The 13,629-nt window shown below is 61.1% G+C and carries 15 protein-coding genes; 14 read left to right on the forward strand and 1 reads right to left on the reverse strand.

All coding sequences use genetic code 11. The features are described from left to right. The coding region (locus BV106_RS38360) for a hypothetical protein (RefSeq protein WP_265595582.1) at positions 1-199 on the reverse strand (199 nt) is incomplete at its 3' end. Positions 200-486: 287 nt separating this feature from the next. Here BV106_RS38360 and BV106_RS11725 point away from each other — a divergent pair. The 14 genes from BV106_RS11725 to BV106_RS11795 all read left to right on the forward strand — a co-directional run bounded on the left by BV106_RS11725 (position 487) and on the right by BV106_RS11795 (position 13,622). Then, positions 487-1,398 carry a hypothetical protein gene (locus tag BV106_RS11725; protein WP_038164699.1) on the forward strand — a complete coding sequence of 304 codons (912 nt, stop codon included), beginning with the start codon at positions 487-489 and terminating at the stop codon, positions 1,396-1,398. A gap of 236 nt (positions 1,399-1,634) precedes the next feature. Then, positions 1,635-2,384: a hypothetical protein gene (locus BV106_RS11730; protein ID WP_265595583.1), complete on the forward strand. Its 750-nt coding sequence runs from the start codon at positions 1,635-1,637 to the stop codon at positions 2,382-2,384. 485 nt (positions 2,385-2,869) lie between these two features. Then, positions 2,870-3,616 carry a hypothetical protein gene (locus BV106_RS11735; RefSeq protein WP_038164703.1) on the forward strand — a complete coding sequence of 249 codons (747 nt, stop codon included), beginning with the start codon at positions 2,870-2,872 and terminating at the stop codon, positions 3,614-3,616. A 313-nt stretch (positions 3,617-3,929) separates the two neighbouring features. After that, positions 3,930-4,658: a hypothetical protein gene (locus BV106_RS11740; protein ID WP_265595584.1), complete on the forward strand. Its 729-nt coding sequence runs from the start codon at positions 3,930-3,932 to the stop codon at positions 4,656-4,658. A gap of 50 nt (positions 4,659-4,708) precedes the next feature. Beyond that, positions 4,709-5,800, forward strand: a complete 1,092-nt coding sequence (locus BV106_RS11745; protein ID WP_265595585.1) for a hypothetical protein — start codon at positions 4,709-4,711, stop codon at positions 5,798-5,800. 1,083 nt (positions 5,801-6,883) lie between these two features. Continuing rightward, complete coding sequence (locus BV106_RS11755) at positions 6,884-7,351, forward strand: hypothetical protein (RefSeq protein ID WP_038164709.1); 468 nt, start codon at positions 6,884-6,886, stop codon at positions 7,349-7,351. 85 nt (positions 7,352-7,436) lie between these two features. Continuing rightward, positions 7,437-8,198 (forward strand): hypothetical protein, encoded by a 762-nt coding sequence (locus tag BV106_RS11760; protein WP_038164710.1) that lies wholly within the window; start codon positions 7,437-7,439, stop codon positions 8,196-8,198. Further along, complete coding sequence (locus tag BV106_RS11765; RefSeq protein ID WP_038164711.1) at positions 8,198-8,743, forward strand: hypothetical protein; 546 nt, start codon at positions 8,198-8,200, stop codon at positions 8,741-8,743. The genes BV106_RS11760 and BV106_RS11765 overlap by 1 nt, the downstream gene beginning before the upstream one ends. Positions 8,744-8,750: 7 nt before the next feature. Then, positions 8,751-9,380 (forward strand): hypothetical protein, encoded by a 630-nt coding sequence (locus tag BV106_RS11770; RefSeq protein WP_038164713.1) that lies wholly within the window; start codon positions 8,751-8,753, stop codon positions 9,378-9,380. 236 nt (positions 9,381-9,616) lie between these two features. Then, positions 9,617-10,054, forward strand: coding sequence for a hypothetical protein (locus BV106_RS11775; protein ID WP_038164715.1), 438 nt, complete (start codon positions 9,617-9,619; stop codon positions 10,052-10,054). Positions 10,055-10,375: 321 nt separating this feature from the next. Then, positions 10,376-10,630 (forward strand): hypothetical protein, encoded by a 255-nt coding sequence (locus tag BV106_RS11780; protein ID WP_038164718.1) that lies wholly within the window; start codon positions 10,376-10,378, stop codon positions 10,628-10,630. Positions 10,631-10,650: 20 nt separating this feature from the next. Continuing rightward, positions 10,651-12,297, forward strand: a complete 1,647-nt coding sequence (locus BV106_RS11785; protein ID WP_265595586.1) for a hypothetical protein — start codon at positions 10,651-10,653, stop codon at positions 12,295-12,297. 561 nt (positions 12,298-12,858) lie between these two features. Then, a complete protein-coding gene (locus tag BV106_RS11790) occupies positions 12,859-13,281 on the forward strand; it encodes a hypothetical protein (protein WP_265595587.1) in 423 nt (140 codons plus the stop codon). A gap of 17 nt (positions 13,282-13,298) precedes the next feature. Then, positions 13,299-13,622 (forward strand): hypothetical protein, encoded by a 324-nt coding sequence (locus BV106_RS11795; RefSeq protein ID WP_038164724.1) that lies wholly within the window; start codon positions 13,299-13,301, stop codon positions 13,620-13,622. Positions 13,623-13,629 lie beyond the last annotated feature (7 nt).

The following is a 13,629-nucleotide window of genomic DNA, read 5'->3' on the forward strand; positions in this document are numbered from 1 at the left end:
CCCGGTAGAAGGCCATGCCGGGGCGGTCGTCAAGCATGCGCTGGAGCTGCTTCTGGCCGTGGCGCATCGCCGCGGAGATGGGCTCGGCGGCGCGGGAGGTGATGGCGGACGCGCCGAGGACGAGGGCGACGGCGAGCAGGCAGAGGAGCTGGGACGCGATGGGGGCGCGCGGCGACATTGGTTGAGACAGGATTAACAAGATTTTTGGAGGATTAACAAGATTGGAATGCGGAGAGATGGAGAGATGGAGAGATGGAGAGGTGGAGAGATGGAGAGGTGGAGAGGTGGAGAGGTGGAGAGGTGGAGAGGTGGAGTGGTGGAGTGGTGGAGTGGTGGAGTGGTGGAGTGGTGGAGTGGTGGAGTGGTGGAGTGGTGGAGTGGTGGAGTGGTGGAGTGGTGGAGTGGGAAACTTGGGTGTTGACGTTTGGTGCAGGATCTGATGGGATGGGTGTGAGGTGGAGGCTGCCATGCTGAGAGGTGCTGATCATGAATGAACGAACAAGAATCACGGAGACCGCGTGGCGGTGGGGGCTGGTGGTGGTGCTGATGAGTCTGGTGGGGCCAGGGGCGGGGGCGTTGTGGGCGCAGGAAGGGCCTTGGGTTCCGCCGCTGCTGCCGCATGAGCAGATCCAGGATGCTGACCTTCGGGAGGCGTATAAGGACATTCAGACGCTGGGGTTTGCGTTGAATGAACTGGGGCCTGCCATAGTTGAGAGCAAGCCCCGGGTTGCGACGGCGTTCCTGGCGCGTGAAGAGAATTTTCGCGTGATTCTGCGGGCGCTGACAGAGTTGGAGGCCTCGCGTGCGGAGGACCGGCAGAGGGCGGTCCGCTCTGATTGCACGTACTCTGCGATCATGATGGGCATCATGTCCTGCCGTCCGGAGGCGATCCCGGTGCTGAAAAGGCTGCTGTGGAGCCCGGAGCGGGAGATATGGAGCGCGGTTGCGGACGGGGATCAGTACAACAATCTGGAGGTGTTCCCGACGGATCTGTGGCTGGAGGTGACGCGGGCGTCGCTGGCACGAGTGCCGTGGAATTTCGCGATGCAGGGGCGAAACAAGGAGGTGGAGGAATTTACCTCCAACGTGGAAAGATTCTATTTCTGGACGTATCCCAAGGACTGGTGGCTGATGGAGAGGATGAAGCGTCGCGGGCTGGGCATGTGCTACGGGACGGTGTACCATGAGGACCTGAGGGGCAAATTTGAGCAGACACAGGTGATGGCGGCGGATGCTGTGCACTACTTTAAGCGACCGGTGGGGCAGGTGGCTGGACCGTCGGGGATGCTGTCGTGGCAGGATCTGGGTGGGATCCTCACGCTGGTGCTGGCGGGTGTCACAGCGGTGGGGTTCTGGCTTGGGTTCAAGGAAATGTCCAGGAAGGTGGTTGGTTCGTAATGCTGGGGTTTTGGTGAGATGCGGCGCGGGCAGTGGGCAGTGGGCGGCTTGGTGCTTGGTTGGGGGGGTGACTTCTTTGGCTTGTCTGAAGGGGGTGATTGGTGGTAAATGTGGAAAAAATGCAGCCTTCTCTCCCGTCTATGTCTCGCGCAGCTCTCCTTGATGGTACTGAGTCGCTTGCAACTCTAGGTTGCAGGGGAACAAAGAGTTCCTCTGTTGGTGAGGGCTCTGGGGTAGTGGCATTTAACCTGGTCGCTGCGCGCAGCCTCTGCGTGGCCATGGTGGTGATGATGTGCACGGCTGGCTTGGGAAGTCCGGTGGACGATGCGATCATGATCTTGGAGGATGTCGCGAGAACGCCCAAGGAGAGGGCAGATGCCGCCGGGCGGATCGTGCGGGGCCTGGAGTCTTCAGGCGGGCCCATCAAAGTGGAGACGAAAGACCACGACGCGATCGCGAGGGCATCCCTGAGGCTGCTCGACGACAAGGACGCGGATCTAAGAGAAAAGGGGGTGGAACTGCTGTGGTGCATCCCTCCGTCCAGTGTGGATGAGGCCGCTCTCCAAAAGATCACTGCAGGGGCTTTGAACAAGAGCTTCGCTGTGCGCCTGATTAGGAGCAAGGGGATGAAGTCGTCACCGGCTGTCCAGGTGCTCAAGGACTGCATCAAGGCGCGAACGGATTTCATCTCATTTGGACTGGCTGGCCAAGTCGCCGCGGCCCGGGGCATGTTGGAGGTAAAGGACGATCTGATTGCGGCGATAGTAGACCCGAGATTTGGGGTGCGGTACATGGCCGTGGTGGCTCTCGCGGGATTTGCCAAAGGAACGGTGCCGCGGACAGAGGCGCTGGAACGATTCCTGGCGGACACGGAAAAGGATCTGAAAAGGAAACAAGAGACGGAGGAGAAGGGAGGCTCTCCGGTGATGCCTGAGGAGAAACAATTTGTGGAAGTGCTAAAAGCGCTTCTGGAGGCCTCAAAGTAGGGTGAGGCAATCGGCGGAATGCGGAATGCGGAATGCGGAATGCGGAATGCGGAGTGGTGGAGTGGTGGAGTGGTGGAGTGGTGGAGTGGTAGGAGTGGTAGGAGTGGTAGGAGTGGTAGGAGTTGACTCATGAACCGAGAGGGTTTGACCAGGCTCGACGGTGGGGGTTGGGCATGCGCCGCGAAGCGGAAGGTCCATGGCGGTGAAGGTCTGCGTGGGCGTGGGGCGGGAACGGTGTCAGGGGTGTGCCTTGCGATGGGCCTACCGCTCCGCGGTAGATTGGCAGGCGGGGGCTATCCAGTGGTAGCCCTCGCTGGGCTCGGTCGACCACTGGCTATTCATGGTGAACCCTCCGGGTTCGGGGAGGCGGCTGCGCTGGTTGAGGGGGCGGTAAGCGGTGCGTCGGTGAGTGGTAGGCGGGTTTTTTCCAACGGTTTCGACAAACTGGTGTCGATGCCTCCTCAATGTAGTGATGCAGTATGTCTATGAAGATTCTCTCTGTGCCTGGGCTTCTGGTTGCGTGGATCTGTGGTGCAAGTGTGCTGACCACGTCGGCGTGGGGTGGGGAGCGTTGGACGACGGGGGATCAAGCCTTCAGCGTGGAGCTGCACTCGGACAGAATCGCGGGCACGGATGTGCTGATGGCTGCTGCGAAAGGGGAGGTGGCCGCGACGGTGGTGGATTCTCCGCTGATCGAATCGCCGGTGACGCGTGAGTACGGTGGTCTGAGCTGGCTGGGGGATGTGCTGCCGAGATGGGTGGAGGGGCGCTATCTGGTGTTTGAGCGGGAGGAACGGCTGGCGGTGGTGGATGCGGCGAAAAAGCGGCTGATCTTAAACACGACGTTTGAGGCGCTGGTAAGGGCCCCGAAAGGAGAGAGGTGGATCGCGGTCAAGCATCGGCCTATCGGCAGGCTGCAGGAGAAGATCACGCCGGGGTTCCGGGACACGGTCTATGGGATCGACCTGGCGGAGGTGATCAAGGTGTACGAGCAGAAGGAAGGGGAGAAGCCGGTGGTGCCGTTTTCCCACCTGAAGTCGCTCGTGCTACTGGGCCATGCAGTGGCCTACCCAAAATGGAAGGCGGACGGGAGTGTGGAGATGATGGTGTGGACGGGGAGTGTCACGGAGATGTTTGCCCTTGATCCCATGGACTTGCGTCTGAAAGGGAAGACGCGTGTGGCGATGCCGCCGGGTGATGGGGTGGTGCAGCTGCCGTGGATCGCGAAGTAGTCTGGGCAGTGGGCAGTGGGCAGTGTTGGGCGTTGAAGTTTGAAGTTTGAAGTTTGCCGCATGCCTGCCTTTGGGCGGCGTGGAGTTCTTCAGGTCTTCTTGAGCTTGCGTGGAGTGGGCGAATATTGGTAAACATGGAAAAACAATCCCAACGTGCATGTGTAAGACGAAACTTCCGGGTGGTGTTGATGTCCCCTTGCTATTGGCCAGGGTGAGAAGAGGGGCCTCGATGGAAGACGTGGCGGAGAGCGCGGTGACTCGCGGGTTGGCTTTTGGGCGGCTTCGCCAATATGCCCTCTACTTTGCCATGACCATGATGCTATGCACCGCGGGCTTTGGGCACCCTCTTGATGATGCCCTGGCGGTTTTGGTCAATCCTGCTAGGCCGTTCAAACAGCGGGCGGGTGTCGGGGCGGAGTTGATGAAAAACCTGGCGAGTTTCAATGGATCCGCGCCTATGGAGGCCAGGGATTATGAGGCTATCGCCCAGTCGGCCCTGATCCTGCTGGACGACAAGGAGGCGCTCTTTCAGGAGGTCGCTGCCTGTCTGCTGTTGGCCGTTCCGCCAACGAAGTTTCATGAACTGGCGCTTCCGAAGGTGCTGGCCGCTCCCCTGGGGAAGGGGTATGCGGTGCGCCTGGTCGCAGCCAAGGGATTGACGACGCCCGAAGCGATCCGGTTGCTCCAGGAGACCATCTCGATGCGACCTGACACGAGCTCATTCGAGCTGGCGGCTACGGAAGCCAGCAAGCGGCAGATGTTGGACATGAAGGGGGACCTTGTCGCGGCGCTTGCGGATAAACGAACGGGCATTCAGCTGGCTGCTGCCCGGGCGCTGGCGGGGTTCCCAAATGTAAAAGGAGCCGAACTGCCGAAAGCAACGCTGCAGCTGCGTCTGGCCGAGGCGGAAGCACAGCTGAGGAAGAGCGAAGAGTTCAAGATGTTTCTTCCTCAGTCAGGCGCTGCTCCGCTGCCGACGCAATGGCAGCTCCTGGTTGAGGCTCTGAAGGGGTTGCTTCAAGCGCCAACGGAGGGCCGGTAGGCTGTGGGCGGCGACTTTACTTTGCCCGTCGGCTGCTTATGAAGGACGGCATGAATTCGCCCCTTAACGAGAACGAGTGGAGTCAAACGCTGGATCTGGCCCAGCAGCACCTCGATCGCTCCGCCAGCGCGAAGGACTATCGTGAGTGGGCATCCGCCATGCTGGCGGCGGGACGCTTCTCCAAGGCGCTCTGCGAACTGGCCAAGGCTTCCGAATTCTATGCCACATTCATGAGGACAGAGTTTGAGCGGGCACTCGGTGAACTGGACGTCGAGATTCCTGACCTGCGTGAACGCACTGGGTTCTTCGGCCTGCAGAGCGCCTGCAAGGGGGGCGATATCGCCCGGGTGCAGATGTTTCTTTCCCGAGGGGTGTGCCCGCTGGCGAGCCTGGATGGGATGGTTCCCGCGCTTCAGGTCGCGCTCTACGAGGGGGAGGGGGAGGTCTTTGCCTTCTTTGTGTCTGAAGGGGTGCTGGAGCGTGCAGACAAGAAGTGCCTGAGTAGTCTCCTCGACACTGCGGTGGGCCTGGGCAAGGAGGCGGCGGCGGTGTCTCTGCTGAAGGCAGGCGCGGCGGCTGATTTCCGAACCTGGATCAAGGCTGAAGCGAAGGGGCTGCAACAGGTGCTGGAGACGCTGCGATCGGTGGGGGTCTCGTCTGGTGAGCCGCAGTATGACATCGACGCCCTGTTCCTGCAGCATGGAAAGCCTTCGAGGGTGCGGAGGGTACTCGCGGAACTGCTTGGTGCCGCCTATCCTGAACTCTGGGTGGAGGAGAAGGTCCTGTTCGAGATCGAGGAGCTGGTTTCCGCCTGCGGCAACGGTATCGATATCCCGATTGCAAGTGGCAGGCACCACCGCATTCTCAATGCGATGCAGGCAATGAACATCCTGGGCGTCTCCCCGATGCTGGCGATGATGTCTGATCTGAAGGCGGCGTTGTGCAAGCGGGGTGGGGGAAATCTGGAGGAGGGGGATCTGGTCGAGGAGGGGCTGGATGATGAGACGGAACGATTTGATGAGGAGATCAGAGTTTTGAACCGACGTTACCGGTCTGTGCTGCCGGAACTGAATGCGGCGATTGATCAGTACATGCTGGCATCGGTGCCTGCCTTGCGGAGGCGGAAATCGACGGGGGCGTGATCATGGAGGTGGATGCCGAGAACCCGACGCTATGCCGGAGAGAGGGGGTGCGGGTGAGGGTGGTGATCGGGGTTCCGCCGTCTCATCCGGGACGGAAGGGCGGGACGGGGATTTTGAGGGGCGCACGCATCTTGCGTGTAGCTGTGCCCGGCATCTTGCCGGGGATGAGGGGTGGTGGGATGACGGAGAAGATGGGGTTCGAGGAATGAGGTGACGGTGCGGTAGGCAAGGTGGAAGAGCTGTCCCGGCTTTTGGGTGCGGGGCGTGTGCAGGGTGGCGGTTGTGTTGGGTGAAGTGAACGTTGCCGCGACGCCCTCCGGGGTCGGGGGATTTCTTTTAGGTGACCGGAGGTATCAGTCGCTGCGCTCCTTCAACCGTCCGGCTAATGGCTGTGATGCCTCCGGCATCGGGGAGGGGGGCGAGCGGCGGGTTGAGGCGGCCGCGAGCACGAATGCAGTGCCTCATCTAGCGCCTGGGAAGCTGGTGGGGGGATGGCGGAGGGGCTGAGGTTCGAGGAATGATTGGGCGGTGCGGCGGGAAGTGTGCGGGGACGCGGTGGGCCGTTTGATGATTGACGGCGGCGGTTGTGAGGGTGATGGAGTGATGGAGTGATGGAGTGATGGAGTGATGGAGTGATGGAGTGATGGAGTGATGGAGTGATGGAGTGATGGAGTGATGGAGTGATGGAGTGATGGAGTGATGGAGTGATGGAGTGGTGGAGTGGTGGAGTGGTGGAGTGGTGGAGTGGTGGAGTGGTGGAGTGGTGGAGTGGTGGGTTCGAGGAAGTATCGCGGTTTAGAAAGGTTGGCAGGATGGGGAGGGGCGTTGCTGATGGGATCTGGTTGAAGGCTGAGGGCCTGGCTGGGCGACTCTCGCGCCGCTTTCAGGGTGCCAACTTGTGTGGGTGGGGGACCCAGGCCCTCTGTCCGCTTCGCGGCCTCCGTGCCAGGGCTGGGGTCTGTGGGCCTTTCAGGCCCGGTGCGGCGGTGGGCAGTACGTCCTCGCAGGACTCACCATGTGGGGCCGTGGGAGGTGATTTCATTCTGGACAGGGGTATGCCGGGGATTATCTTGATCTAACTCTATGGCTGATCTCGTGATTGGTTCGCTGCCGATGAATTCGCCGGGCATTGACCGCGGGGCGTTCCGCGCTTCCGCAATCAAGTCTTTCCTGCTCCTTGTCGCCCCTTTCGAGGTGGCGTCAGCCGGCTTGGTGCTGGCGGATTCGGAGGCGTATTCCTGGTGGACGGTGCTCCTGCCGAATGTGGTTTCGTTGATGGTGGGACTGGCGATGGTCCTGGCGTTGCCAAGGTCGGTGATTGGCTGGCTGGCTGCGAACTTTGGGATGGCGTGTTTGATGGGGGTGTTCGTGATGGCGCTGTCTGCCTGCTCCTACTTTGTTGCGCTGGACCTGCTGAGCTGGTGGCCGTCATCTCTGCGCTACTCGATGAAGTTCACCGGGGTCATCTGCCTTTTCTCGATGCCGTTTGGGGCGCTGTATGGAGTGTTCCTGTATGGGGCGGCGCAGGCAAGTGCGTCGGAGCGTAAGTAAGAGGTGCCTGGTGACCAGCACTTGGTGCTTGGCAGATTGATGGAGAAATGGTTGTCTCAAGAGATTGGGGAAGAAAGGTCACCTGATGAAGATCCGTTTTCGAGTGAAGACGTGGTGGGGCTTGATGCTCTGTGTCTGTGGACCGCGTGGTCTGGTGGCGGGACGGGATGCGGTGATCGCGGACTATCTGCGCGTGGTGACGCCGGATCGCGCACTGTTCTGGCATGCGTTCAAGTCGCTCTCGACGGTGACGCTGGATGTGGACGGTGATGGGAGGCTGGAGCGTCTGGTGACGTTCAACGGAGTGGGAGGACGCTATGGGAGCACCTGGGAGGTGTATGCATTGGACGGGGGCGGACACAGGAAGCTGAAGGGGCCTGAGCAGGGGGTGGTGTTCCGGGCGGATAGGTTCTTTGTGGGTTATGTGGAGGAGGTGAAGGCTCACTGCCTGCTGGCCTATCACCCCGGCAAAGGGGGAGGTGATCTGGAGGCGTATCTTAGGTCTGGAGATGCGATGGTGGTGCGGCAGCTTCCGCCGTTGGACTTTGAGAAAGCGGGGGATCGGGTCATCTATGACAAGTACTTCCGGGGCCCGGATGAAGGCCATGCTCACCGCAGTCTGGTGGAGCATCCGGTGCGGGAGATGAAGCTGGATGAACTGCAGCAAGAGGGCTATGACCTGGTCTCCATCGATGCGGCCAGGCGAAGTCGAGCCCAGGTGGACGCGGCGGTGAAGGGCCTGCCTGCGCATCAACAGCTGATACAGCCCTCCCAGTCGGCGCCAGTGGTGCCGGGTAACAAGGATGCCGAACGGCATCGAGTGGAGGAGGGTCAGGAGAGCCGGTGATGAAAGCGAAACTCTTCATTGGTGCCGGTGTGGCTCTGCTGGTGGCTGGTGCATGGTGGTGGCTGGCCAATGGAGCGCGTGATCAGTCCGGAAGGGGGCGTGCCGAGGTGAGTCTCCCAAGGGGAGGGGCCGGGCTTGTCGATGGGGCGGGGGTGAGCGACAGGGAGCGGATCGCAGAGCTGAAGAAGGATCTGTTGGTCCCTGTCGATGGGGCGTCGGAGTTGACGGAGGCGCAGATCGCAGGGCAGACGCGCGCGATCCGGGAGCTGGCCATGATGCAGAACCCGCAGGCGTCAGAAGCGCTGGTATCCCTGCTTTTTGCCCCGAAGGAAGTTTACTTCACCGGTGGGCTCACGGAGAATGGAGTTCCCTGGCAGAGTTACAGTCATCACGTCATGTTCTTTCTCAGCAAGACGGTGGAAGGAGCTCCGGTGCCGAAGAACAAAGCGTACTGCACGACAGAGGATATTGACGCGTTTCGCAGCTGGTGGCGGGGGCTTGAAGGGCGCATCCCGTACAAGGCGATGGGTGCCGATCCGAAGTAAGATTGTCATGAAACCAATTTTCCGTCTCACGCTTCTACTCGTTGGAACAGGGCTCTCGGGTCTTCTCGTCGCTCAAGAAGCGAACGAGTACCGTGACTACCTTGCGCATTCCACAAGGCTCCCCGTGTACGTTGAGGTGGCGCAGGATGAAATCCTCCGCTTCGAAACGGATGTGACCGGAGATGGCGCGCCGGAGGTCCTTTTCACGAAGTCCAGCCTTCGTGATGGCAAACTCGGATACCTCTGGTCCATCTACAAAGGAAAGGCTGGTGGCGGCCTGCGTCTGCTAGGGGATGTCACTTTCCCTGAGAAGGTCCTCACTCCTTCTGCATGGAAGCAAGATTCAGGTAAGTACGGGTTTTACACCTTTTTCCCTTCGGGGGCCAGCCAGGGGACGCTGACCTTTTTTGAAGTCGGAGACACTGGCGTGGTCGAGCGGGAATCCAGGAAGATCTCGCCCAATAGCACTGATAAAGTGGAGTTCGACAGTCTGTTTGCAGCGAGGCTCACTGGAGCCGTTCCCGCAATAGAACCCAAGCGAATACCCGTCTCCACCGTCATGGCTGCTCCAGTCGAAGTGCCAAAAGCGCCAGCGTTGGAATCTGCCCAAGCACCCCCAGCTCCCGAGAAGAAATAACGCCCTGCGTTGGGCGGTAAGAGGTGGAGAGGTGGAGAGGTGGAGAGGTGGAGAGGTGAGGGTGATGGGTGGTTTGGACGATTCCGCATTGCGACCAATGCAGCTACGAGTGCGATCTGGGGCGTGATGTGAGATGAGGAGGGGGAATGGACGGGGCAGAGAAATAATGACGCCCCGCCGCCGGAGATGAACAAGGTCCTTGCTATGTCTCAAAGGTGCGCTAATCTGTGTTGGCCATGCCCGTACTGGAGAATCCACGTCATGAAGCGTTTGCGCAGGGGCTTGCGTCGGGACTGACGGCGGTGGAGGCCTATAAGCGGGCGGGGTACCGTGGGGGCGGGGCCAATGCCTGGCGGCTGCATGGGACGGAGGAGGTGCGGGCGCGGGTGAGGGAGTTGCAGGAAATCACCTCGGCACGGGCGGGGATGAGCCGGGAGGAGGCGGTGGCGATGTGCATCGAGATCCTGAAGGCGCCGCCGAGTGCGGCGCATCTGGAGCACCCGCTGTGTGAGCTGAAGATGGGGAAGGACGGGCCCTATGCGATCTTTCCCGACAAACGCGGGGTCATGGAGCGCCTGGCGAAGATGCTGGGCTGGGATGAGCCGGAGAAACACGATGTGCAGATGACGGGGCCGCGCGGGGTGCTGGCGGGAGTGATGAGGCGTAAAAATTAGGAATTAGGAATGATGAAGTAGGAATGAATGCAGGGGAACCGCTGACAGACGCTCACGGGACGCTGACAATGAGATGTTGAGAGGGATGGGAAACCACTCATTGGCACTCATGGAACACTGATGGGGAAGGTTTAGACAGAATTAACAGAATTTACGGAATTAGGGTTTGGCTTTGAATGAAGGACGTGGCTGGGGCCGAATAGGGAGGCGGGCCGTGTTTTTCAGAACCATTGGTGTTTCGTTAGTGAACATCAGTGGTTTCAGAAGTCCCCCTCTGTGGTTTTCAAGTGCTTGAATTCTGGATTTGAAAGGGAAATTACGATGAAACAACACGATCGATACATGCAGAAGGCGGACAATGGGCAGGCGTTTCGGGATGCGATCATCGCGGCGGGGGAGGCGGAGCGGGCGAAGAAGCGAAGGTCGGCGGGGAATCCACAACCTGCGGCCCCGGCGCAGACGGTGCCGGCGGAGCGGCGGACGGCGTTGCTGGGTGGTCCGGCACCGTCGCGATCGAGTGGTGTGGGGCCGGAGAAGAAGAAACAGCGTGGGTCTGGGTCGCTGTTGATGCCGTGAGGGATGTGATGAGTGCGAACATGAACGCCAACGTGAACGGGACTGGGGAGTGGACGGCGGAGGAGCTTCGGGAGTTCGAGGAGTGCGTCTCCTCGAAGTCCTGGCGCCTGCGGCATCTGTACCAGATCCTGCCGGAGGACGGGGCGGTGATGGTGCCGTTTGAGCTGCGGCCGGAGCAGGCGCAGTTCATGCTGGCACGGCATACGCGGAACTTCGTGCCGAAGGCGCGCAAGTTGGGGATGTCTACCTTCATCGTGCTGGACTACCTGGACACGTGCATCTTCACGCCGAACACGCTGTGCGCGCACATCGACAAGAAGGAGGCGGATGCGAAAGACAAGCTGCACATTGCCCGCATGGCGTGGGAGTCGGGGCCGCGGCATCCGGACCCGGCGCTGGCGGAGCTGTGGCGCTGGATCCAGGAGGAGAATCCGCTGGTGAAGGACAACGGCGGGTGCCTGGAGTGGGCGAACGGGAGCAGCCAGAGTGCGGATGTGAGCTTTACCGGCGGGACGCCGCAGCGGCTGCATGTGTCTGAGTACGGGCCGATCGCGGCGCAGAAGCCGGCGAAGGCGGCGGAGATCAAGAGGGGATCGATCAATGCGGTGCCGGCGACGGGGATCATCGACATCGAGACGACGATGGAGGGCGGGCGGTTTGGCGAGTGTTACGCGCTCTTCAAGCTGGCGCTGGAGTCGGTGGGGCAGGATCTGACGGCGCTGGACTGGCGGCTGCACTTCTTCTCCTGGGTGAACCACCCGAGCTATGCGCTGCCGGGGCGGGTGCCGCTGCGGGCGGAGACGGTGCGGTACTTCGCGGAGCTAAGGGAGACTCACGGTATTGAGGTGCTGCCGGAGCGGCAGGCTTGGTACGAGGTAAAACGTCGCGAGCAGGGGGAGGACATGTTCCAGCAGTTCCCCACGGTGGTGGAGGAGTGCGACCGCCATGTGGTCTCTGGCCAGATCTACACGGAGATGACGCGCCTGCGGGCGGCGGGGCGGGTGCGGGAGTTCGCGCCGGAGGTGGGGCTGCCGCTGTACACCTTCTGGGACCTGGGCAGCAGCGACAATACGGCGGGCTGGCTGGTGCAGCCGGCGGGGAAGGATGTGAACTGGCTGGACTGGGCGGCGGGGGAAGGCCAGGGCGCGGCGGGCGTGGCGGCGGTGATCCGCGCTTGGGAGCGGGTGCACGGGCCGGTGGCAGGGCACTACCTGCCGCATGATGCGGTGATCACGGACAAGGGGAGCGGGAAGACGTACCGGCAGCAGTTGATCGAGGCAGGCATCCCGTCGCAGATGATCCATGTGGTGCCTCGAACCCCGGACGTGTGGGTGGGGATCAATGAGCTGCGCAAGATCCTGCCGCATGCGTGGTTCCACCGGCGGACGGATGTGGAGCAGCTCAGTGAGACAGGGGCGAAGCTGCCCTCTGGCGTGGGGAGGCTGGAGGGCTATCGGCGGATGCCGCAGACGAGCAGCGGGGTGCTGCGGGATGCGCCGATGCATGACCTGTGCTCGCACACGGCGGATGCGGCGCGGACGTTCGCGGAGGCTCGGGCGGCGGGGATGATCCGCGGTGGTGGTGGAGGTGGTGCGGTGACGGGCCTGGGCGTGAAGGTGACGGCGGGGTATGGGGGGGCGCGCCGCGGAGCGGCGAATTATAAATGATGAATTAGGAATTAGGAATGAATGAAGGGGAACCGCTGACGGACGCTAACGGAACGCTGACGATGAGGAATGAGAAATCACTTATTGGCACTGATGGGGAAGGCTTAGACAGAATTTACGGAATTGGGGTTGGCTTCGAATGACAGATGTGGCCGTGGCCGAATAGGGGGCAAACTGTGTTTCTTGAGAACTGTTAGTGTTTTGTGAGTGAATATCAGTGGTTTCTTTCCGCCGTAATTCTGTCAACTCTGTTTAAAAGGCGTTCCTCTGTGTTCTCTGTGACTCTGTGGTTGGTTGGGGGTGCGTCGTGGGTTTCGTTGGAAGTCGGGGTGTGGGAGGGGGTGAGGCCGGGTTTCGCACCTGAGGGTGGGAGTTGTTGGTAGTAACCCAGGGCGTTGCCCTGGGCTGGTATGAGGTCGGGCCCTTGGCCCTGAGCTGCGATGCGGGAGGCAGAAGGCTGGCGCTGGGCGAGGTGGCTCGCGAGGGGATAGGACGAATAGGGAAGATGGGACTGATGGGGCCTCAGGCACTTTTGACTTTTCACTCTTAACTTTTCACTGCGTGAACGAAGCTATGGTTGTGAACCTGCGCCTGACTCCAGTAGAACTTGCGGCTCGGGTCTACAAGCTCGAGCCTTGTGCGAGAACGTTTCGGGAGGATCTGGAGGGGCATTTGATCAATGGGTATGTGTTTAATACGCCGGAGCTTTTTTTGATGGGGCGGGCGGTGGATTCGTCGGCGCCGTATGAGGTGGTGACGGATCCCTGGCAGGTGTTTGCGCGGGAGCGGTGCGATGCGTGGCTGTGCTACCTGGCGGCGGGGGATCTGACGCGGATGCCGGGGCTGATCCCTTATGAATTGCCGAAAATAGGGTTTGAGCGGGGGAATATCTTGCGTTACTATCGGTACGGGAGATTAACGAACAAGATTCTATGCTCGACCACCCTGATACACTCGGCGGCCCGTATTTCGACCGCGACCTGATTGGCCCTGATGGGCGCTTGAACCGCTTTTGCAAAGGCCAGTCGGCTCCGAAGCAGACGGCGACGCAGAAGAAGGCGGAGCTGAAGAACCTGGAGCTGATGGAGAAGATGCTGAACCAGAAGCCTGAGAAGATGCCGGAGATCAACATCCCGCCTGCTCCGGAGCCGGTGGCGATTCCCCCCGCGCCTTCCCAAAGCAGCGCGGATGTGGAGGACGCGGACCAGGAGGCGCGTCGCGCGGCGGGCAAACGCTACGGTCTGCTGCGCACGACGTATGCGGGTGCGACGGGCGGCTATGGCGGGACGAAGCCGCTGGGGGGAGTGAGGTCGCTGCTTGGATGAAGTAAAA

Origin of the sequence: Verrucomicrobium sp. BvORR106, from assembly GCF_000739655.1 — a bacterium.
Taxonomy (GTDB): domain Bacteria; phylum Verrucomicrobiota; class Verrucomicrobiia; order Verrucomicrobiales; family Verrucomicrobiaceae; genus Verrucomicrobium.

What these genes read in the sequence shown, in the direction of transcription:
- BV106_RS11770 (WP_038164713.1), top strand. Translation starts at nt 8,751, where the DNA reads ATGAAACCAATTTTCCGTCTCACGCTTCTACTCGTTGGAACAGGGCTC.
- BV106_RS11725 (WP_038164699.1), top strand. Translation starts at nt 487, where the DNA reads ATGAATGAACGAACAAGAATCACGGAGACCGCGTGGCGGTGGGGGCTG.
- BV106_RS11740 (WP_265595584.1), top strand. Translation starts at nt 3,930, where the DNA reads ATGATGCTATGCACCGCGGGCTTTGGGCACCCTCTTGATGATGCCCTG.
- BV106_RS11775 (WP_038164715.1), top strand. Translation starts at nt 9,617, where the DNA reads ATGCCCGTACTGGAGAATCCACGTCATGAAGCGTTTGCGCAGGGGCTT.
- BV106_RS11760 (WP_038164710.1), top strand. Translation starts at nt 7,437, where the DNA reads ATGAAGATCCGTTTTCGAGTGAAGACGTGGTGGGGCTTGATGCTCTGT.
- BV106_RS11745 (WP_265595585.1), top strand. Translation starts at nt 4,709, where the DNA reads ATGAATTCGCCCCTTAACGAGAACGAGTGGAGTCAAACGCTGGATCTG.
- BV106_RS11780 (WP_038164718.1), top strand. Translation starts at nt 10,376, where the DNA reads ATGAAACAACACGATCGATACATGCAGAAGGCGGACAATGGGCAGGCG.
- BV106_RS11785 (WP_265595586.1), top strand. Translation starts at nt 10,651, where the DNA reads ATGAACGCCAACGTGAACGGGACTGGGGAGTGGACGGCGGAGGAGCTT.
- BV106_RS11735 (WP_038164703.1), top strand. Translation starts at nt 2,870, where the DNA reads ATGAAGATTCTCTCTGTGCCTGGGCTTCTGGTTGCGTGGATCTGTGGT.
- BV106_RS11755 (WP_038164709.1), top strand. Translation starts at nt 6,884, where the DNA reads ATGGCTGATCTCGTGATTGGTTCGCTGCCGATGAATTCGCCGGGCATT.
- BV106_RS11765 (WP_038164711.1), top strand. Translation starts at nt 8,198, where the DNA reads ATGAAAGCGAAACTCTTCATTGGTGCCGGTGTGGCTCTGCTGGTGGCT.